This window comes from Mesorhizobium ventifaucium, from assembly GCF_935822925.1.
Classification (GTDB): domain Bacteria; phylum Pseudomonadota; class Alphaproteobacteria; order Rhizobiales; family Rhizobiaceae; genus Mesorhizobium; species Mesorhizobium ventifaucium.
This window is the reverse complement of the sequence record NZ_CAKXZS010000009.1, coordinates 56655-76394: the sequence shown is the minus strand read 5'-3', so window position 1 is coordinate 76394 and position 19740 is coordinate 56655. Positions and strand designations below refer to the sequence as shown.

Here is a 19740-nt window from a genome sequence, read left to right as displayed (position 1 = left end):
CCGCCCCTCACCCTTACCCTCTCCCCGTGAAGAACGGGGAGAGGGGGGCGTCAGCGTTGGCGCCTCGTCCTTTAGCGCAAAATCCTTTGGATCCACGCTCATGAGCCCCGCCAAATCACCCGATCTGCTGCGCGAGAACGAGCTGATCTATGGCCGGCTGCTGACCATTGACGAGCCGCATCTGATCCATCGCTACAACAAGGCTTTGGTCGCCTTCGGCCTGAAGCCGACGAAGCTGAAGAGCTTCGAGATCGACCGCACCGGCTTCTCGCCGCAGGTGGCCGAGGAATGCGGCGACTACAACTACCTCGATCCCAACGAGATCAACCGCCGCTTCATCATCCTGACGCCGTCGCAGGTCGACCTGCCGGTGGTCCACACCGCCTTTTCCAACACCTCGCAACTGATGTTCGAGTTCATGTCGACGAACCAGCGCGCCATCGACGCGCTGACCATCAAGGATGTCATCTATGGCGAGATCGAGGATTCGGTCCCCAAGGTCGACGACATCGAGGACCTGCTGTCGATCAACCAGGTCGAGTTCAAGGTGCTGTCGGCGGAGGACGTGCTCGGCAAAGCCGCCGAACTCGGTAAGCTCGTCGACCGGCTGAAGCAGGAACCGGACGCCTGGCGCGACAGCGCCATGCTCACCCGCATGGTCGAGCTGGCCAAGATCTGCGGCGACATCCGCGAGAACGCGCTGGTGCCGGATCGGGTGATCTTTCGCCACAGCGCCTATTGGACCAGCCATTTCGGCGGGCTCTATGTGTTCATCGACCGTGATATGACGACGGTGATCAGCGACCCGGCGGCACCCGGCTTCCGCCGCTCGCGGCCGTGGCAAGTGAGCTACCTCTCGATCGACGATGCCGACAGGGTGTTCAAGTTCCTCGCCGCGACCGGCCGCATCGAACTGCCGCGGGCCTCGTGGATCGAAACATCAGGCTATCTCGAACATCGTGCCGAGATGGTGGTGCGCTCGCTGATTCGTGACGCCGAGCCCGACCGCAACCTGACCGACGTCGACAAGGTCTGGCTGCAGACCTGGATCCACAGCCATGCCGACCTGATCACCAGGGACGGCAATTTTCCCTTTCTCAACGCCGCCAAGCGCGAGATCGCTCACCTCGGCTATCTCAAGGTCGAGGACGTGTTCCCGCAGCAGCGTTTCCTGGCGATCCGGGCCAAGCCCGGCCATCCCGACGCCTGGCTGACCAACCAGCTGATCTCGGATTTCGTGCCGCAGGACTTCGTCTCGCGCTACGTCTTCAACAAACCGGGCTTTTACAGGGACTATGACGGCTTCAGCGACGCCTGGCGATCGCATGTTGTGGACGTTCTGAAAACCACATATCTGAAAGACAAGGTGGCGTTTCGCACACGCCTCTACGGCCTTACCGATTGAATGCCAAACCTTATCGAATTCTTGGCTGACTGACGAGGGGTGACATCGCCATGCTTGATCCGATCGTGAATTTCTTCACACGGATGTTCCAGTGGATTGGCCGCGGCATCGGCTTCGCCGTCGGCGTGATCCTGTGGCCGTTCATCTGGGCCGGGCGCTGGTATACGCAGCGCGGCTGGATCCTGAAGGCGGTGCTCGGCCTCGCTCTGCTCATGCTGATCGGCCTCTACGGCTATTTCATCTGGAACACGCAGGTCTGGAGCAATTTCAATCCCGCCTATGCGGAAGCCTATAATTTCAAGCAGCCGGCCGGAACCGCCCCGGCGCAGCCCGCTCCCTCCGCCACCGGGGAAACCGCTGGCGTCGAGGGAGAGGTCAAGACCTGCACCAACTCTGCCATTGTCCAGGTCTCGGCCGATCTCATCGATTTCAACGTCAACGAGAACGCCTGGATCTCGTCGATGATACTCTACAAGCTCGGGTTCTTCGGCATGGACTGGGACCGCACGCCGTTTCTCGACAACAAGGCCTCCTTCCAGCGCGGCGTCAATCAGGCCATCCGGCGCACCGCGGTCGAGCTTGTCGACACGCTGGGCCGCGTCCGCGGCACCAGCCAGATCGACCAGAACCTGCAGGATGCGCGCGGCGCCATCACCTTCGACGAGGAAACCTGGTATTTCGGCTTCAGGCCCTTTGGTCCGAAAACCCCGACGCCGAGTTTTTATCGCACGGCGGCGAACAGCCTTCGCGCCTTCAACGACCGGCTCATGAAATGCGAGGTGGTCTTCAACGCGCGCGCCGACAATCTGTTACAGTTCGTCGACCGGATCGCGAGTGACATAGGCTCGACGTCGGACCTGATCCGTGACCGTTCGCAGAATTTCAACAGCGGCTGGTTCGACACGCGCGCTGACGACCGCTTCTGGTTCGCCTACGGCCAGCTCTACGGCTATTACGGCATCCTGACGGCGGCGCATCACGACTTCCAGCAGATCCTCGACAATCGCGGCCTCACGCCGCTGTGGAACAGCGTTGAAGGCCAGCTCAAGGCAGCGCTCGCCATCCAGCCTCTGATAATCTCCAACGGCCGCGAGGATGGCTGGATCATGCCCACCCACCTCACCACGATGGGATTCTATGTGCTTAGGGTGCGATCGAACCTCGTCGAGGTCAGGTCCGTTCTGGATCGGTGAAGCAAGCGATTGGTGAAAGACGCCTTGGCTTGAAATCACCGCTGGCCCTGGTCGGGATCGGCAACGTGCTGACGCAGCAGTTCGGCTGCGCATTGTGAGGAGCGGAACCTGATCGTCTCGTCGTCGTTCAACCGTGGGCGGCAGCCAGCGAGGACACACGATGGATATCCGGGAAATTGCTCGAAATTTCTATGCCACGATCGATGCGCAAGACTGGGATAGACTGGCCAATCTGGTCTCTCCGGATCTCACAGTTCATCTCGGCAGCGCCAATCCGATCGGCTTCGATGACTGGCGCAAATCCCTGACCGAGTTCTTTGCTGGATTTCCGGACGGACATCACGTCATGGACGACTTTGTCAGCGATGCCGACAAGGTGGTCACGCGCGGCCGCTTTCAGGGCACGCACACCGGCATCTTCCATGGCGTCGAGCCAAGCGGAAATTGCGTCTCGGTTGGGGTGATTCACATTGATCGGGTTGAGAACGGCATCGTGGTCGAGCATTTCGGGCAGCTTGACGGCTTGGGGTTGATGCACCAGATCGGCGCATTCTAGCGCCACCGGTCGAAGCGCCGACCAGCGCTCGAACCCTGTCGCATTCCGTGCATTCCGCGGCTGTTTTGAGACGGCAGGACGGCGCGTGCTCTGGCTTCTATACGGCGCGACAACCGGGCGCGAAGACCCGGGACAGGTCGACCGGGAAACAGAGTCGCCTTTCTCTAGAGGAAACATAGTTGCATGCAAGTTGACGCCACGGCAGCGACAGGGTTAGAACGTGCCCTCGCCTGCAGCGCCAGGCTGTTTCGAGCAGGCTTGCGACCATACTGATCAAACCCGTCCCCTCCACCGTCCAATCCAGAGGAAAGCCGCCATGGCCGAAGTGAAGTCCGACATCGAGATCGCGCGCGCCGCCGACAAGAAGCAGATCCAGGCGATCGGCCAGAAGATCGGCATTCCGAGCGAGCATCTTTTGCCTTACGGCCACGACAAGGCGAAGATCTCGGCCGAGTTCATCAAGTCGGTGAAGGCAAACAAGGACGGCAAGCTGATCCTCGTCACCGCCATCAACCCGACGCCGGCCGGCGAAGGCAAGACGACGACGACAGTGGGCCTCGGCGACGGTCTCAACCGCATCGGCAAGAAGGCCATCGTCTGCATCCGCGAGGCCTCGCTCGGGCCGAATTTCGGCGTCAAGGGCGGCGCTGCCGGCGGCGGCTATGCGCAGGTCGTGCCGATGGAGGACATGAACCTCCACTTCACCGGCGATTTCCATGCCATCACCACGGCGCATAATTTGCTTTCGGCGCTGATCGACAACCACATCTACTGGGGCAACGAGCTCGGCATCGACATCCGCCGCGTCGTCTGGCGCCGCGTCATGGACATGAACGACCGCGCACTGCGCGAGATCATTTGCTCGCTCGGCGGCGCCGCCAACGGCTTTCCGCGCGAGGCTGGCTTCGACATCACCGTCGCCTCGGAAGTCATGGCGATCCTGTGCCTCGCCACCGACCTAAAGGACCTGGAAAAGCGCCTCGGCGACATCATCGTCGCCTATCGCCGCGACAAGTCGGCCGTCTACGCCCGCGACCTCAAGGCCGACGGCGCCATGGCCGTGCTGCTGAAGGACGCCATGCAGCCCAACCTGGTGCAGACGCTGGAGAACAACCCGGCCTTCGTCCATGGCGGCCCCTTCGCCAACATCGCGCATGGCTGCAACTCGGTCGTCGCCACCACGACAGCGCTAAAACTAGCCGACTATGTCGTCACTGAAGCCGGTTTCGGCGCTGATCTCGGCGCCGAAAAATTCTTCGACATCAAGTGCCGCAAGGCCGGCCTGAAGCCGGCAGCCACGGTTATCGTCGCCACCGTGCGCGCCATGAAGATGAATGGCGGCGTCAAGAAAGAAGATCTCGGCAAGGAGAACGTCGAGGCGGTCAAGAAGGGCTGCGCCAATCTCGGCCGCCACATCGAGAATGTCAGGCAGTTCGGCGTGCCTGCCGTGGTCGCCATCAACCATTTCTATTCCGACACCGACGCTGAAATCAGGGCGATGAAGGACTATGTCGCCTCGATGGGCGAAGAGGCGATCCTGTGCAAGCACTGGGCCCACGGCTCGGCCGGCATCGAGGAACTCGCCAACAAGGTGGTGACGCTGGCCGAATCCGGCTCCTCGCAGTTTGCGCCGCTCTATCCCGACGCCATGCCGCTGTTCGAGAAGATCAACACCATCGTCCAGCGCATCTATCGCGGATCCGAAGCGATCGCCGACAAGTCGGTGCGCGACCAGCTCCACGCCTGGGAGCACGCCGGCTACGGCAACCTGCCGGTTTGCATGGCCAAGACGCAATATTCGTTCTCGACCGATCCGAACCTGCGCGGCGCGCCGACCGGCCACACCGTGCCGGTGCGCGAGGTCAGGCTGTCTGCCGGCGCCGGCTTCATCGTCGTCATCTGCGGCGAGGTCATGACCATGCCCGGCCTGCCCAAGGCGCCGTCCTCGGAGAAGATCTTCCTGAACGAGATGGGCCAGATCGAAGGCCTGTTCTGAGAATTTTGAAGGCCGGCATGGTAGGGGCGCCGCAGCGACGCGGCGCCCTCTTTTGCTTGGCCGCGCCAAACTTCTAGGCGGCGCTGCGTGCCAGCGCGCGATCCATTCGGCGGTCTTGAGAACGGCGGCGAAGCGCGACTGCAGGACAACAGTCACCACGCGATGGATGTCCTCGGCCGAGGCGTAGCCGGCGCTTTTGGCATAGGGCAACGACCCCGTTGCATCCGACAGGAACTCGACCGCAATGCCGCCGCGAATTCTCGAAGGACGCTCAGGAGCGCGTGGTAAGATAGCTCCAACTCATGTTGGAACAACCACTGTCGATGTCGGCGCCGCCCCTCATCTGCCTGCCGGCATCTTCTCCCCGTGAACGGGGAGAAGGGGCTGGCCGCAACCTCGGCGCCTTTTCTGCAACGCTATAGGTTGGCGAAATCGGCGATGACGGCATCTTTCTCCCCGTCACTGTACGGGGAGAAATGCCCGGCAGGGCAATGAGGGGCAGCGCAAACCTGAAGCGATCGCCCGCGCTGGATCCTGGCCCATACCGTCCATGCTCATTGGGCCGCCGCTTCGCTGATCCAACTTGGGCAACGGGTTGATGCCTCCTGTCTCACCCTGCTGTTTCAATATGGTGTCCATGAAAATGGTATAACGCCAGAGATCGCAGGCCTCTGGTCAAATGCCGAACCTATGCTAGCCTGCCCCGGCTGGGCTGTCCCGGGCCGAGTGATCGAGGGGATCAATCATGCTGTACATCCTTGCACTTCTGATCGGCGTCGTTGCCGGCCTTCGCGCCATGACCGCGCCTGCCGCCGTCGCCTGGGGCGCCTGGCTCGGCTGGCTGCCGGTCGCCGGAACCTGGGCTGGTTTCATGGGCCACTGGATCGCCGTCGGCATCTTCACCATCCTGGCCATCGTCGAGCTGGTCACCGATCAGTTGCCGTCGACGCCGAGTCGCAAGGTGCCGCAGCAGTTCGGCGCACGCATTGTCATGGGCGCCTTCACCGGCGCGGTGATCGGCGCGACCGGCGGCGCCACCATCGGCGGCCTGATCGCCGGCGCCATCGGCGCGGTGATCGGCACGCTGGGCGGCGCCGAGCTGCGTAAACGCCTGGCCGCCGCTTTCGGTAAGGATCCGCCCGCAGCCTTCATTGAGGACGCGGTAGCGATCATCGGCGGCCTGCTGATCGTGGTGGCGGTGGCATGACGGCAAAGACATTCGACGCCATCATCATCGGCGCCGGACAGGCCGGGCCGCCGCTCGCCGGCCGCTTGACGGCGGCCGGCATGAGCGTGGCGCTGATCGAGCGAAAGCTGGTCGGCGGCACCTGCGTCAACACCGGCTGCATGCCGACCAAGGCCATGGTGGCCAGCGCCTATGCCGCGCATCTCGCCCGCAGCGCCGCCGACTACGGCGTGACGCTCTCCGGTCCGGTCGGCGTCGACTACACGGCGATCAAGGCGCGCAAGGACAAGGTGTCGGACGACGCCCGCGGCAACCTCGAGAGCTGGATTGCCGGCATGGACAAATGCACGCTTTATCGCGGCCATGCGCGCTTCGAGACGGCCAACATCGTGCGCGTCGGCGACGACCTGCTGAGCGCCGGGAAAATATTCATCAACACCGGCGGCCGTGCCTCGGTGCCGGATCTGCCAGGCGTCGACGGCATTTCGTTCCTGACCAATTCATCGATGATGGATCTCGACGTGCTGCCGCGCCATCTCGTCGTCGTCGGCGGCAGCTACGTCTCGCTCGAATTCGCGCAGATGTTCCGCCGTTTCGGTTCACAGGTCACGGTGATCGAAAAAAGCCCGCGGCTGATCGGCCGCGAGGACGAGGATGTCTCGGCCGCCATCCTGTCCATCCTCGAAAACGAAGACATCACGGTTCATCTCGGCGCCGGCGACATCAGCTTCGCCAGGCAGGGCAGCGACTTTGCCGTGACTTTCACCGCCGGCAAGGCGCCGGCTGTCGGCTCGCATGTGCTGCTGGCAGTAGGCCGGACGCCCAACACCGACGATCTCGGCCTCGACAAGGCCGGCGTCGAGGTCGACAAACGCGGCTTCATTATCGTCGACGACCAGCTGCGCACCAGCGTGCCCGGCATCTGGGCGATGGGCGACTGCAACGGCAAGGGCGCCTTCACCCACACCTCCTACAACGACTACGAGATCGTCGCCGCCAATCTGCTCGACAACGACCCGCGCAGGGTGAGCGACCGCATCGAAGCCTATGCGCTCTATACCGACCCGCCGCTCGGCCGCTGCGGCATGACCGAGACAGCGGTAAGAAAGTCCGGCCGCCGCGCGCTGGTCGGCCAGCGGCCGATGACCCGCGTTGGCCGCGCCGTCGAAAAAGGCGAGACGCAAGGTTTCATGAAGATCCTGGCCGATGCTGACACCAACGAAATCCTCGGCTGTTCGGTGCTCGGCCCCGGCGGCGACGAGGCAATCCACTGCGTGCTCGATCTGATGTACGCCAAGGCGCCGATCAGCACGCTCGCGCGCGCCATGCACATCCACCCCAACGTCTCGGAACTTCTGCCCACCATCGCCCAGGAGTTGAAGCCGCTGGCATAGGCTTCGGCCCGCCCTGCCACCGCAGTCGCGATCTGCTGTCCGTTTTCTGCAATGCTGCATTGCAGCAATCGCGCTTGTGCGCCTGGTGCATCTCCGCACAGTCTCGATTTGAACCGATTCATGTGGATGCATCATGCCGCTGCCGATCCTAGCGCTCGCCATTGCGTCCTTCTGTATCGGCACCACCGAATTCGTCATCATGGGACTGCTGCCCGAGGTCGCCGCCGATCTCGGCGTTTCGATCCCGTCGGCCGGCCTGCTGGTTACCGGATATGCGCTCGGCGTCGTCTTCGGCGCGCCGGTGATCGCGGTGGCAACGGCACACATGCCGCGCAAGCCGGTGCTGGTCGGCCTGGCGATGCTGTTCGTCGTCGGCAATCTGTTGTGCGCGATCGCACCCAACTATTGGATGCTGATGGCGGCGCGCGTCTTCACCGCTTTCGGCCATGGCGCCTTCTTCGGCATCGGCTCGGTCGTCGCCGCCAGCCTGGTGCCGCGTAACAAACGGGCCAGCGCCATCGCACTGATGTTCGCCGGTCTGACGCTGTCGAACATCCTCGGCGTTCCCGGCGGCACGGCGCTCGGCGAAGCCTATGGCTGGCGCGCCACCTTCGTGGCCGTAGTCGGGATCGGCCTCGTCTCGGTCGCAGCCATCGCCTGGCTGGTGCCTGCCGGTATTGCCCAGCCGAGCGGCGGCGGCCTGCTCGGCGAAGTGCGCGTGCTCGGCAAGCTGCAGGTCTGGCTGGCTATGCTGATCTCGGCGCTGGCGTCGGCCAGCCTGTTTGCCGTCTTCACCTACATAAAGCCCTATCTCACCGACGTCTCCGGCCTGTCGACCGCAACCGTGACCTGGGTGCTGCTGCTGTTCGGCGGCGGCATGACCATCGGCAACATCATCGGCGGCAGGCTGGCCGACTGGAAATTGATGCCGACGGTGATCGGCACGCTTTTGATGCTGGCGCTGCTGCTCGTCGGCTTTGCCGAATTCGGCGCCGTCGCAGCCGTGGCCGTCTTCATCGTTTTCCTGTGGGGTTTGCTCGTCTTCGTCATCGTGCCGCCTTTGCAGATCCGTGTCGTCGAAGCGGCCTCCGAGGCGCCTAACCTCGCCGCCACGCTGAACCAGGGCGCCTTCAACATCGGCAATGCCGCCGGTGCATGGGTGGGCGGCGTGGCACTTTCGCTGGGCGTGTCCTATGCCAATCTGCCGCTGGTCGGCGCGGCGCTCGCCCTGCTGGCGGTCGCCGTGGCAGTGATGTCGCAGACGTTGGACCGCCAGCTGCTGGTGACGCACGCCGCGCAATAGTTGCGCCCATAGCGCAGCAGACTGGACCAATCGACAGCGTATCGGCGAAAGGGCATGTGTTTTCCTGGAGGAATATCATGCAGAAATCGATCGAGCGTATCGCCGGCGACAGCGAGGGCGTCTCCTACGAATTCCCAGTCTTCCGCTTCGAAGGGCTCCGCTTTGACGGCAGCGACAAGTCCGCATCTTCGGCCTATCTGCAGGCCGCACTCCATGCCGGCGAACTGCCGGGCGTCGTCGCCATCGACGCGCTGATGCCGATGCTTGAAAAGGCCGAAGCGGAAGGCCGCATCAAGGGCGATATCACCGTCGTACCACAAGCCAATCCGATCGGCCGCGCCCAGTATCATTTCGGCGAGCACCAGGGCCGTTTTCACCTGGGCACGCGCACCAACTTCAACCGCGGCTTTCCGCTGCTGGCCGCGCCTGACGTCAAATTGTTGCCCGACACCACGCTTGGCACTGCCGACCAGCGGCTGAAGACCCGGCTGCTGCAGCTGTCGCTCGGCCACGACATCGTCCTCGACCTGCACTGCGACGACGAGGGCCTCGCCTACCTCTATGTCCATGCCAGCCTGTGGCCCGCCATGGCGGATTGTGCGGCGGCCATGGGCGTTGATGCGGTGATCCTGTGGGATGAAGATACCGACGGCACCTTCGAAGGCGCCTCGATCACGCCGTATCTGAACGTCCCTGCCGTTGTGGCCCGGTTCGACCGGCGCGTCGCCACCACGGTCGAGTATCGCGGCATCCTCGATGTCGACGGCGTTCTGGCCGGCGCCGATGCCGAAGGGCTCTATCGGCTGCTGGTGGCGCGCGGCGTGATCCTGGATCAGGCCTTGTCCACGTCCGGCAGCTTCACCGGTCCCAATTCTTTCACCGGTCCCAATTCTTTCACCGGTCCCAATTCTTTCACCGGTATCGTCGCACCGCTCGAAAACATCGACATGATGCCGGCGCCGCGGGCGGGCGCGGTCCTCTACGACGTGAAGCCCGGCGACCGTGTGGCAAAAGGCGCGCTGCTCGCCACCATCGTCCATGCGCCGGGTGAGGCCGACGGCCGCACCCAGGTGTTAGCGCCGCAGGCAGGCATCATCCTGACACGGCGCTCCCGGCGCATCATCCGCGCCGGCGAAGATCTGCTGAAGCTGGTCGGCGACAGGAAGAGCGCCGATGCAAGGTCGGGAACGCTGGAGGATTGAGGGCTCCTGCCCTTCTCCATGCCCTCCCCCCTTCTCCACGCCCTCCATTGAATCCAGTTGCGCGGCCGTTCAATCGCCGCTATTGGAATCGCCATGAACATGCGCTCGATCAAGACCGTTTGGTGGTGGGCTCGCTGACAGCGGCCTGTTCGAACGCGTGCGCGTGAAAATAGAAGGTGGCCGCAACGGAATGTCCGGGCGGCCATTTGTTTTTTCAAGCCATGCCCCGGGTCCGTTGCCCCAAGACGCTGAAATAGCCAAGACGCTGATGGAGACGGCAATGACGACGAAAATTCTGGAGAACGGGGCGGAGCGCTTCGTCACCGCGGGTGGCGTGACGATTACCCGCGAGCGCCACGACCGGGCTTACGAAGGCGCGATCGATGCTTATGTCGACGGGCTGAATGCGCGCCGCGGCGCTGTGTTTTCTTCGAATTACGAGTATCCCGGCCGCTACACGCGCTGGGACACCGCCATCATCGACCCGCCGCTGGTGATCTCGGCGCGCGGCCGCGCAATGCGCATCGAGGCGCTGAACAGCCGCGGCGAGGCGCTTCTGCCGGTGATCGGCAAGGCGCTTGGCGGGTTTGACGACGTGACGATCGCCGAGACGTCGAAGAGACTGATCCGCCTCGATGTGGCCAAGCCCGGCCGTGTCTTCACCGAAGAAGAACGCAGCCGCGTTCCCTCCGTCTTCACCGTGCTGCGGGCCATCACCGCTCTGTTCAAGACAGAGGAAGACGCCAATCTTGGCCTCTACGGCGCCTTCGGCTACGATCTCGCCTTCCAGTTCGATCCGGTCGACTACAAGCTGGAGCGCCAGCAAAGCCAGCGCGACCTTGTGCTGTTCCTGCCCGACGAGATCCTGGTCGTCGACCACTATTCGACCAAGGCCTGGACCGACCGCTATGATTATTCCGGCGACGGGTTTTCGACGGAAGGATTGCCGCGCGACGAAATCGTCGAGCCGTTCAAGACCGCCGACCGCATCCCGCCGCGCGGCGACCATGAGCCCGGCGAATATGCCAATCTGGTGCGCAAGGCGATGGAGAGTTTCAAGCGCGGCGATCTGTTCGAGGTGGTGCCCGGCCAGATGTTCTACGAGCGCTGCGAGACGCCGCCCTCCGACATCTCCCGCAAGCTGAAGACCATCAACCCTTCGCCCTATTCCTTCTTCATCAATCTCGGCGAGGGCGAATATCTGATCGGCGCCTCGCCCGAAATGTTCGTGCGCGTCAACGGCCGCCGTGTCGAGACCTGCCCGATCTCCGGCACGATCAAGCGCGGCGGCGACGCCATTTCCGATAGCGAGCAGATCTTGAAGCTGCTCAATTCGAAGAAGGACGAGTCCGAGCTGACCATGTGCTCGGACGTCGACCGCAACGACAAGTCGAGGGTCTGCGACCCGGGCTCGGTGCGCGTCATCGGCCGCCGCCAGATCGAGATGTATTCGCGGCTGATCCACACCGTCGACCACATCGAAGGGCGGCTGCGCGAAGGCATGGACGCCTTCGACGCGTTCTTGTCGCATGCCTGGGCGGTCACCGTCACCGGCGCGCCGAAATTATGGGCGATGCGCTTCATCGAGCAGAACGAAAAGAGCCCGCGCGCCTGGTATGGCGGGGCGATCGGCATGGTCAATTTCAACGGTGACATGAACACCGGCATGACGCTTCGCACCATCCGCATCAAGGACGGCATCGCCGAGGTGCGCGCCGGCGCCACGCTGCTCTTCGACAGCATTCCCGAGGAAGAAGAAGCCGAAACCGAACTGAAGGCATCCGCCATGATCTCCGCCATCCGCGACGCCAAGACCGGCAATGCCGCCGACACCGAACGCGCCACCGCGCGCGTCGGCGACGGCGTCAACATCCTGCTGGTCGACCACGAGGACTCCTTCGTCCACACGCTGGCCAATTATTTTCGCCAGACCGGCGCCAATGTCTCGACCGTGCGCACGCCTGTGCCGGACGAGGTCTTCGACCGGCTGAAACCCAATCTCGTCGTGCTGTCGCCCGGTCCCGGCACGCCGAAGGACTTCGACTGCGCCGCCACCATCAAGCGGGCCCGCGCGCGCGACCTGCCGATCTTCGGCGTCTGCCTCGGCCTGCAGGCGCTGGCCGAAGCCTATGGCGGAGAGCTGCGGCAGCTGCACGTGCCGATGCATGGCAAACCGTCGCGCATCCGCGTGTCGAAGCCGGGCATCATCTTTTCCGGCCTGCCCAAGGAGGTGACGGTCGGCCGCTATCACTCGATTTTCGCTGATCCGGTGCGGCTGCCCGATGGCTTCGTCGTCACGGCCGAGACTGAAGAAGGCGTCATCATGGCCTTCGAGCACAGCAAGGAGCCGATCGCCGCGGTGCAGTTCCACCCGGAATCGATCATGACGCTCGGCCACAATGCCGGCATGCGAATGATCGAGAACATCGTTGCGCATCTGCCGCGCAAGGCCAAGGAAAAGGCGGCTTAGCTCCGGTTTCGGCGGCCGGAAGCAATCAATGACCGCTATTGATTCGAAAAACGCCGCGAAACGCAAGGTCGCAAGCCTCGCCTTCTGGTCGATAGTCCTCGCCTTCGTCGTGCTCGGCCTGAAGCTGGCGGCCTGGTACGTCACCGGTTCCGTGGCGCTCTATTCGGACGCGCTGGAATCGATCGTCAACGTCATTGCCTCTGCCGCCGCCTATTGGGCGATCCAGGTCAGCCACAAGCCGGCCGACCAGGATCATCCGTTCGGCCATCACAAGGCCGAGTATTTCTCGGCTGTCCTGGAAGGCGTGCTGATCGTGCTGGCAGCCCTTCTGATCCTCAACGAAGTATGGTGGTCCTTGCGGCATCCCGTCCCGCTCGAACAGCCCTGGACCGGCCTCGCCATCAACGGCGTCGCGACGGTGATCAACGCCTTCTGGGCCTTGACGCTGATCCGTGCCGGCCGTGCCGAGAAGTCACCGGCACTGGTCGCCGACGGCAAGCACATCATGACCGACGTGGCGACCTCGGTCGGCGTGTTCATTGGTCTGGTCGGCGCCGTGCTGACCGGCTGGCAAGTCCTCGATCCCGCTCTCGCCGTCATCGTTGCGCTGAACATCCTGTGGCAGGGCTGGCACGTCATCGGCTCGTCGATGAACGGTCTGATGGACCGCGCCGTCGACACGCAGGAGCACATGCGCATCCGCGACATCATCTCGGCCAATTGCAAAGGCGCGCTGGAAGTTCACGATCTGAAGACGCGGATTGCCGGCCGCGCCACCTTCATCGAGTTCCACCTGGTCGTCGACGCCGACATGTCGGTGGGCGCCAGCCACGTCATCTGCGACCGCATCGAGGATGCGCTGAAGGCAGAAATCCCCTCGGTGCGCGTCACCATCCATGTCGAGCCCGATGACGAGGCAAAACTGCCCAAGGGCACGACCGCCGTGCCGTTCGCGTGAGATGGTTCACGCAGTAACGCTGCACAGAGGATTTTGACGGGTTGGAGGCTTGCCGACAGGCAACATCCATCGTTCGTTTCAGCGGACTATCGCAAACGCTGGAGATTGGCCGAAGCCTCCCCAACTTCGTCATCCCTGGGCGAAGCAGGAGCGAAGCTACGTCGCGGAGACCCTGGGATCCATGCCGTAACCTCAGTCGGAGAGTGCAGCGGAGCAGAATTCAGCAGCGCAGCAGCGCTCTGAAGTCACGGCATGGATCCTGGGGTCTGCGCCGCGTCGCTTCGCTCCTTGCTCCGCCCCAGGATGACGAAGCGATGGCTGTTTTCCGCCGATCGCCAAGGCATGCGCCTGCCTATGCAAGCACATCCAACCCGTCAAAACTTCTGCGCCGATGAACTAATCGCTATCGGCCGTTCCAGAACTGCCTCGACAAAGTCGGCGTCAAGCGGCCCAGTCACCTGGTCGAGCCAGCCCCAATCCTGGTCGAGCGGCTCGAGGATCACCGCTCGGCCTTGGCGGCGGATCGAAACCTCCTTGGTTTCGAAACGAAATTCCTTGGGCAGACGCACCGCCTGCGAGCGGCCTGACCAGAACACCTTCGCCTTGTCCATATGGCATCCTTTCTGACCCGAAATCTCAAGTCGTAGAGCGCGCCGGCTGCCATTTCCAGCCGTTTTTCCGGTCTGGTTCGCGACGGGCTGGCCCCGCATGCTTGCGCCAATACCATGCAGGGCATGGACATTGCGCTCACCGATCTGCTCGATGGCTCCATGCCGCCGAGCCTGGCAGCGTCATCAAGCTTGCCGAATTGCAGCGCCAGGGCTAGGCCTATTTTGCGGCCGTAAACCTCTGCGGACTTGAACATGAGGACGGCGAGGCCCTACGAAGAGTAGGAGAGTCCCGGAGGAATAGACGTGCCAGCCACCACAACCGCCCCTGTCACCTCCATGGTCACCCCCACATTGGTCATCCCCGACCTCGCCGGCAAGGCGGTGCTGATCACCGGCGCTTCGACCGGCATCGGGGCCGCACTTGCACTGGCCTACGCCGCGCAGAAATGCCGCGTCGCGCTGCATTATAATTCAAGTCGGGCGGCTGCCGAAAACCTGGCCGGGACCATCCGCAACGGCGGTGGCGAGGTATTCCCGGTCCAGGGCGATTTCTCGATCGCTGCCGATGTCGAGCGCGTCGTCGAGGACAGCGCGCAACACTTCGGCCGGCTCGATGGCCTGGTCAACAATGCCGGCGGCATGCTCGGCCGCGTGCCTTATGCCGAACTGACCGAGGCGCATTACGACGCGGTGATGGACCTCAACGCCCGCTCGGTGCTGACCGCATCACGCAAGGCGATGCCATGGCTGAAGCGCCAGGGCGGCTTCATCGTCAACACCTCGTCGATTGCGGCACGCAATGGCGCAGGCGGCGGCGCCGGCCTCTATGGCTCGGCCAAGGCCTTCGTCTCCAATGTGACCCGCGGCATGGCCAAGGAACTGATCGGCTTCAACATCCGCGTCAACGCGGTGGCGCCGGGCACCATCGCGACACCTTTCCATGAGCGCTATTCGACCGAGGAGCATATGAAGGCCATGATTGGCACCATTCCGCAGGGCCGCGCCGGCACGCCCGAGGACTGCGTCGGCGCCTATCTGTTCCTCTCGTCCGCCCTGTTGAGCGGTTACATCACCGGCCAGGTGATCGAGGTGAACGGTGGCCAGTTGATGCCGTGAGCGGCGATCTGCATACTTGTCGCAACAAGCAACGGAGAAACCGGCAATGTATGGTCTGATCGGCAAGATGCGGGCGACGCGCGGCCAGCGCGACGCAATGATGGACGTCCTGCTGGCCAGCACCGGCGCCTTGCCAGGCTGCCTGAGCTATATCATCGCCACCGATCCGGCCGATGCCGACGCGATCTGGGTGACCGAGGTGTGGACCGACCAGGCAAGCCACAAGGCTTCGCTGCAATTGCCGGAAGTCCAGGCGGCGATTGCCAAGGCGCGGCCGATCATCGCCGGGTTTGAGTTCCAGGTGGAAACGCATCCTGTTGGTGGGTTTGGGTTGGCTGAGGCCAAGGCTGGCTGAGGCGGGATAGAGGATAGGCCGGCGGGACAGCGCCCCCCTCTGGCCTGCCGGCCATCTCCCCCCTCAAGTGGGGAGATTGAATGTCACTTCGGCCTTCGCCAATCTCCAAAGAGAAGAGCGCTTGCGGGCGAAGCTGCCAATCCCACTAGAGGGGGAGATGTCCGGCAGGACAGATGGGGGGCGAAGGATCGCTACGGATGGTTGGTGCCTTTACCGCCCAAGCCGATTTTCCCCCTGCTAAAATCCTGCAAAAGGGTTCGCATTTTTCCGCGACCCGTCTAAGAGCCCGTCTATGGATTCTTCCCCGAACCCGCCGGCCATCGAGCACCTGGCGCGGATGCCCAAAGCCTGGCAGTGGCTGGCCCTGCTGATCTTCTCGATCCTGTTTGCCGGCGCGCTGGAATTCGGTGCCTTGCCGGCAGCGCTACTGATCGGACCGATGCTGGCGGCGATCCTGGCCGGCACCAACGGCGCCACGGTGCGTGTGCCGCGCCCTTTGTTCGGCGCCGCCCAGGCGATCGTCGGCTGCCTTGTCGCCGCTTCGATCTCCGCCGACATCTTTCCGCTCTTCTACAAGGAATGGCCGCTGTTCCTCGGCGCCGTGGTGGCCACCGTTGCGGCGTCCAGTCTGCTCGGCTGGCTGATCAGCCGCTGGCGTATCCTGCCCGGCACCACCGCGGTCTGGGGCTCATCGCCGGGCGCGGCCACCCCCATGGTGCTGATGGCCGGCGCCTTCGGCGCCGACCAGCGCCTCGTCGCCTTCATGCAATATCTGCGCGTCATCCTTGTCTCGATGACTGCCGCACTTGTCGCAAGGGTCGACACATCAGGCATCGAGATCCCGGCCATCATCTGGTTCCCGCCGATCGATCCAATTGCCTTTGCCGCAACACTTGGCGTGGCGCTCGTTGGCAGTCTCATCGGCAAGCTGTTCAGGCTGCCGTCACCCTTTTTCCTCGGCACCTTCATTTTCGGCACTGCGGTGCATCTCGGAATAGGCGTGACGATGCAGTTGCCGCCCTGGCTGCTCGCCCTCGGCTATACGATGATCGGCTGGACAATCGGCCTGAATTTCACCAGGACGATTCTGCGGCACGCGACGCGTGCGCTGCCGCAGATCGTCGGCTCGATCATCATCCTCATCGCCTTCTGCGGCGGCCTCGGCTTCATGATCAGCCATGTGCTCGGCATCGATCCGCTGACCGCCTATTTGGCGACCAGCCCCGGCGGCATGGACAGCGTCGCCATCATCGCCGCCGCCGCACAGCACGTCGACATCTCCTTCGTCATGGCACTGCAATCGGCACGCTTCCTTGTCGTGCTGCTGGTCGGACCGAGCGTGGCGCGGCTGGTGGCGCGAAGTCTGAGGGAATAGAGGGCAGTCTGCGGCTGCAGAAAGACCTGCGGCGCTGTCACATAAATGGACGGCAATCTGCTCGCGGCCACTGAAAGACCAGTCCGGTCGCTCAGGATTGCGTCGGGTAGCATGGGAACCACCAGTCGTCCGGCCCACTGTCGTTCAGGGCTCCGAGGTTAACGGCGTAGGTCACCGAGGACTGCGCGTCGGTGCTCCAGCCGGGCCTCGCCTCTATCACCTTACAGCAGCGCGTCTATCACGCTTCAGTCAGGAGGTTGTTCGAGACGTCCAGCTAAGCTACCGTTTTAAAACTCGTCAAGTTCTGGCCACGAAAATTCAAACCGCGCGAAGTTCGTCCGCGCAAAACTCACCCGTTGCGACCACGGATACCGAGCATCATGTTTTTCAAGACAGTATTCTGCATCGTATGCCTTCTAGCCAGCCCATGGCCCGCGATGGCGCAGACGCACGCACCATTCAAGCTCTTCGAGGCTCTGTCGTTCACTGACGGCCCTCCCGACTTCCGCTCATTCGGTTTCGAGCATCTTACGATCGCGGACCCTCATGTTCTGGGATCAGGTGTTCCCGACGCCGGCCAAGTGCAGCAAGCGCTGGCACTGCCGAGGAGCAACGAATACCTCAATGTCGACATTGAGGCATGGCCCTTGACAGGCCCGGATCAAGCTTCGTCCTTGGCGAAATACCAGAAGACGCTTAGCGCCTTCAGGAAGGCAGACCCCAGCGTTAAGCTCGGCCTCTATAGCGTGTTGCCGGTCAGGGATTATTGGAGAGCAATCGGTGTTCACGGCACAGTTGGCCTGAACGACTGGAAGCAGCAAAACACCAACATCGCTTCCTCCCTTATTCCTCATGTCGATGCCCTCTTCCCCTCCCTATATACATTTTACGACGACAAGGTCGGTTGGTTGGCCTATGCGCAAGCTAACATCAGGGAAGCACGAAGAATCTCGCAAGGAAAGCCGGTCTACTGCTTTCTGTGGCCGCAGTTTCATAAGAGTTTATCTGGGAGGAACACGACGCGTCCCTTTCTGCCGGGCGACTTCTGGTATGCCGAACTGGACACCTGCAGGAAGCTGGCAGACGGCATCGTGATATGGGGTACGATGCGTGGTGGTCCAAGCTACGGGCCAGAGAAATGGGACGAAAAAGCGGAGTGGTGGCAAGCTACCCTGAAATTCCTGAGCGAACTCGACAGAACTCCCTAGCCGCGGACGAACGATTTTGCAGGCATCGCGGGTCGTTGCTGTCCGACGCATTTCCCTAAGGCGGCAATATGTCCAGTCATCTAGCCCCGCTGGGCGCCCCAAACTGGGCATAAGAGCGCCACATCACGCGTCCACGTGCCCGCAAGTCAAATGACCTCATGGCATTGACGCGGAAAATCAAGACCGTAACGACAATCCAAAGGGATGCTGCGCCCCAGAGCGACCCGGAAAATTGCGCTCCGACGATGGCTTGCGTGGTCAAAAGCGGCAGCAGCACCAAGCGCCTGTCGGCCAAGAACTTTACCGCCATTGCTATCTTCACTAAAACCGGGACAAATATCGCCATCCCGAGAAGCCCCATGGCTTGAAGGATCTCCATGAACATGTTGTGGGGATATCCGAACAGAGGCAGGTACGGCCCGTAGCCAAACAACGGGTTCTGCTGAAACAGTTCCCATGACAACGCAATCGCTTTCAGACGTCCTATCGTTGAATTGGTTCTCTCAGTCCCCGTTGGATGGACCATGTCGAGCAACGGCGTCATATCCGTGGTCGCCAACACCAATACAGCGCCGGCGAGAAACAACCAACACATGACCATAGTCATGAATCTGGGACGGAGCATAGGAAACAAAATGATGCAACATGCCAGGGCGACAGCTGGACCGCGAGCAGCAGCCAGAGACATAACGACTGCCGAGGCGACGGCTACAGCAAAAATTGCGAATTTCAGGATTTTTCTTTGATAGACTCTTATCAAAGTGTATGAGGCGATAAGTGTAGTCAGGCCGGCGTGCCCTATGGAAATAGGGTTCAACCGTTCGAAATGAACACGGTCCGAATTATCGAGCAGCACAGCGCTGGAGCCACTATGTTGGAGCCAAACAATACCCACCACGCTTAACGCCCCAACAGCAAAAAGCGCCCATGCCACGTTGATCTCCGACCATCTGTTCGTTGACAGGGCTAAAAAGGCCGCAGGCACGATCGAAGTGATCATGGCAAATACAAGGGTGTCCGATGCCCCTCTGGTCTCGTAGTCAATGCCAAGATTCAGCAGGTAAAGTCCAGCAAAAGACAATAGCCATACGTCTCCGAACCGCCAGGCTTTTTGCCGGTCTGAAAACAAAAACGACAGCCCACAGAGGCAAACCACCAGAATGCGAAAAGCGATCGAAAGTTTATCATCTGCTCTTGCGGTCACAGATGAAAGGAGCCCGACCAAAGGATAGCCGGCAATCGCCAGGGCAAAGCTCCAGGCCCACAAATCCTTATAGATCGGAATGGGTTTGCTGACATTCATGACGATGACCGCACCTTTTGAGACAGCAACATCGATACCATGTCTCTTTCAGCCGAGACAATGGGCCGGCGCCGGCCAGCTAATGCGCGTCGTAGACGGACGACAATAA

General features: G+C 62.3%; 16 protein-coding genes. 14 read left to right on the top strand and 2 right to left on the bottom strand.

Going from position 1 to position 19740, the window contains the following annotated elements; translation table 11 throughout:
- Positions 1–100: 100 nt before the first annotated feature.
- From NMG70_RS07200 to NMG70_RS07155, 10 genes are all read left to right on the top strand, one after another.
- Entirely contained in the window at positions 101–1405 is a 1305-nt protein-coding gene (locus NMG70_RS07200; RefSeq protein ID WP_254023888.1) for a DUF6638 family protein, read from the top strand.
- 50 nt (positions 1406–1455) lie between these two features.
- On the top strand, positions 1456–2598 hold the full coding sequence (locus NMG70_RS07195) for a DUF2333 family protein (protein WP_254023887.1): 1143 nt from the start codon (positions 1456–1458) through the stop codon (positions 2596–2598).
- A gap of 160 nt (positions 2599–2758) precedes the next feature.
- Positions 2759–3154 carry an ester cyclase gene (locus NMG70_RS07190; RefSeq protein ID WP_254023886.1) on the top strand — a complete coding sequence of 132 codons (396 nt, stop codon included), beginning with the start codon at positions 2759–2761 and terminating at the stop codon, positions 3152–3154.
- A gap of 316 nt (positions 3155–3470) precedes the next feature.
- Positions 3471–5150 (top strand): formate--tetrahydrofolate ligase, encoded by a 1680-nt coding sequence (locus tag NMG70_RS07185; protein ID WP_254023885.1) that lies wholly within the window; start codon positions 3471–3473, stop codon positions 5148–5150.
- A gap of 745 nt (positions 5151–5895) precedes the next feature.
- On the top strand, positions 5896–6357 hold the full coding sequence (locus NMG70_RS07180; RefSeq protein WP_254023884.1) for a DUF4126 domain-containing protein: 462 nt from the start codon (positions 5896–5898) through the stop codon (positions 6355–6357).
- Entirely contained in the window at positions 6354–7730 is a 1377-nt protein-coding gene (locus NMG70_RS07175; protein WP_254023883.1) for an FAD-containing oxidoreductase, read from the top strand. The genes NMG70_RS07180 and NMG70_RS07175 overlap by 4 nt, the downstream gene beginning before the upstream one ends.
- A 133-nt stretch (positions 7731–7863) precedes the next feature.
- The gene (locus tag NMG70_RS07170; protein WP_254023882.1) at positions 7864–9033 is read left to right on the top strand and encodes an MFS transporter; all 1170 of its coding nucleotides are present in this window, start codon (positions 7864–7866) and stop codon (positions 9031–9033) included.
- 77 nt (positions 9034–9110) lie between these two features.
- A complete protein-coding gene (locus NMG70_RS07165; protein ID WP_254023881.1) occupies positions 9111–10235 on the top strand; it encodes a M14 family metallopeptidase in 1125 nt (374 codons plus the stop codon).
- A 280-nt stretch (positions 10236–10515) separates the two neighbouring features.
- On the top strand, positions 10516–12705 hold the full coding sequence (locus NMG70_RS07160) for an anthranilate synthase (protein WP_254023880.1): 2190 nt from the start codon (positions 10516–10518) through the stop codon (positions 12703–12705).
- 28 nt (positions 12706–12733) lie between these two features.
- Positions 12734–13663: a cation diffusion facilitator family transporter gene (locus NMG70_RS07155; RefSeq protein ID WP_254023879.1), complete on the top strand. Its 930-nt coding sequence runs from the start codon at positions 12734–12736 to the stop codon at positions 13661–13663.
- Between the two features lie 374 nt (positions 13664–14037).
- On the opposite strand, the gene NMG70_RS07150 is transcribed toward NMG70_RS07155, so the two are convergent.
- On the bottom strand, positions 14038–14274 hold the full coding sequence (locus NMG70_RS07150; protein WP_254023878.1) for an antitoxin: 237 nt from the start codon (positions 14272–14274) through the stop codon (positions 14038–14040).
- A 336-nt stretch (positions 14275–14610) separates the two neighbouring features.
- Here NMG70_RS07150 and NMG70_RS07145 point away from each other — a divergent pair, with 336 nt between their 5' ends.
- From NMG70_RS07145 to NMG70_RS07130, 4 genes are all read left to right on the top strand, one after another.
- Complete coding sequence (locus NMG70_RS07145; protein ID WP_254023972.1) at positions 14611–15390, top strand: SDR family NAD(P)-dependent oxidoreductase; 780 nt, start codon at positions 14611–14613, stop codon at positions 15388–15390.
- Positions 15391–15436: 46 nt separating this feature from the next.
- The gene (locus NMG70_RS07140; RefSeq protein WP_077380133.1) at positions 15437–15745 is read left to right on the top strand and encodes a putative quinol monooxygenase; all 309 of its coding nucleotides are present in this window, start codon (positions 15437–15439) and stop codon (positions 15743–15745) included.
- A gap of 292 nt (positions 15746–16037) precedes the next feature.
- Complete coding sequence (locus NMG70_RS07135) at positions 16038–17120, top strand: AbrB family transcriptional regulator (RefSeq protein WP_254023877.1); 1083 nt, start codon at positions 16038–16040, stop codon at positions 17118–17120.
- 380 nt (positions 17121–17500) lie between these two features.
- Positions 17501–18328, top strand: coding sequence for a hypothetical protein (locus tag NMG70_RS07130; RefSeq protein WP_254023876.1), 828 nt, complete (start codon positions 17501–17503; stop codon positions 18326–18328).
- Positions 18329–18404: 76 nt separating this feature from the next.
- Here NMG70_RS07130 and NMG70_RS07125 read toward each other — a convergent pair whose 3' ends face one another.
- The gene (locus tag NMG70_RS07125) at positions 18405–19631 is read right to left on the bottom strand and encodes an O-antigen ligase family protein (RefSeq protein WP_254023875.1); all 1227 of its coding nucleotides are present in this window, start codon (positions 19629–19631) and stop codon (positions 18405–18407) included.
- Positions 19632–19740: the final 109 nt, after the last annotated feature.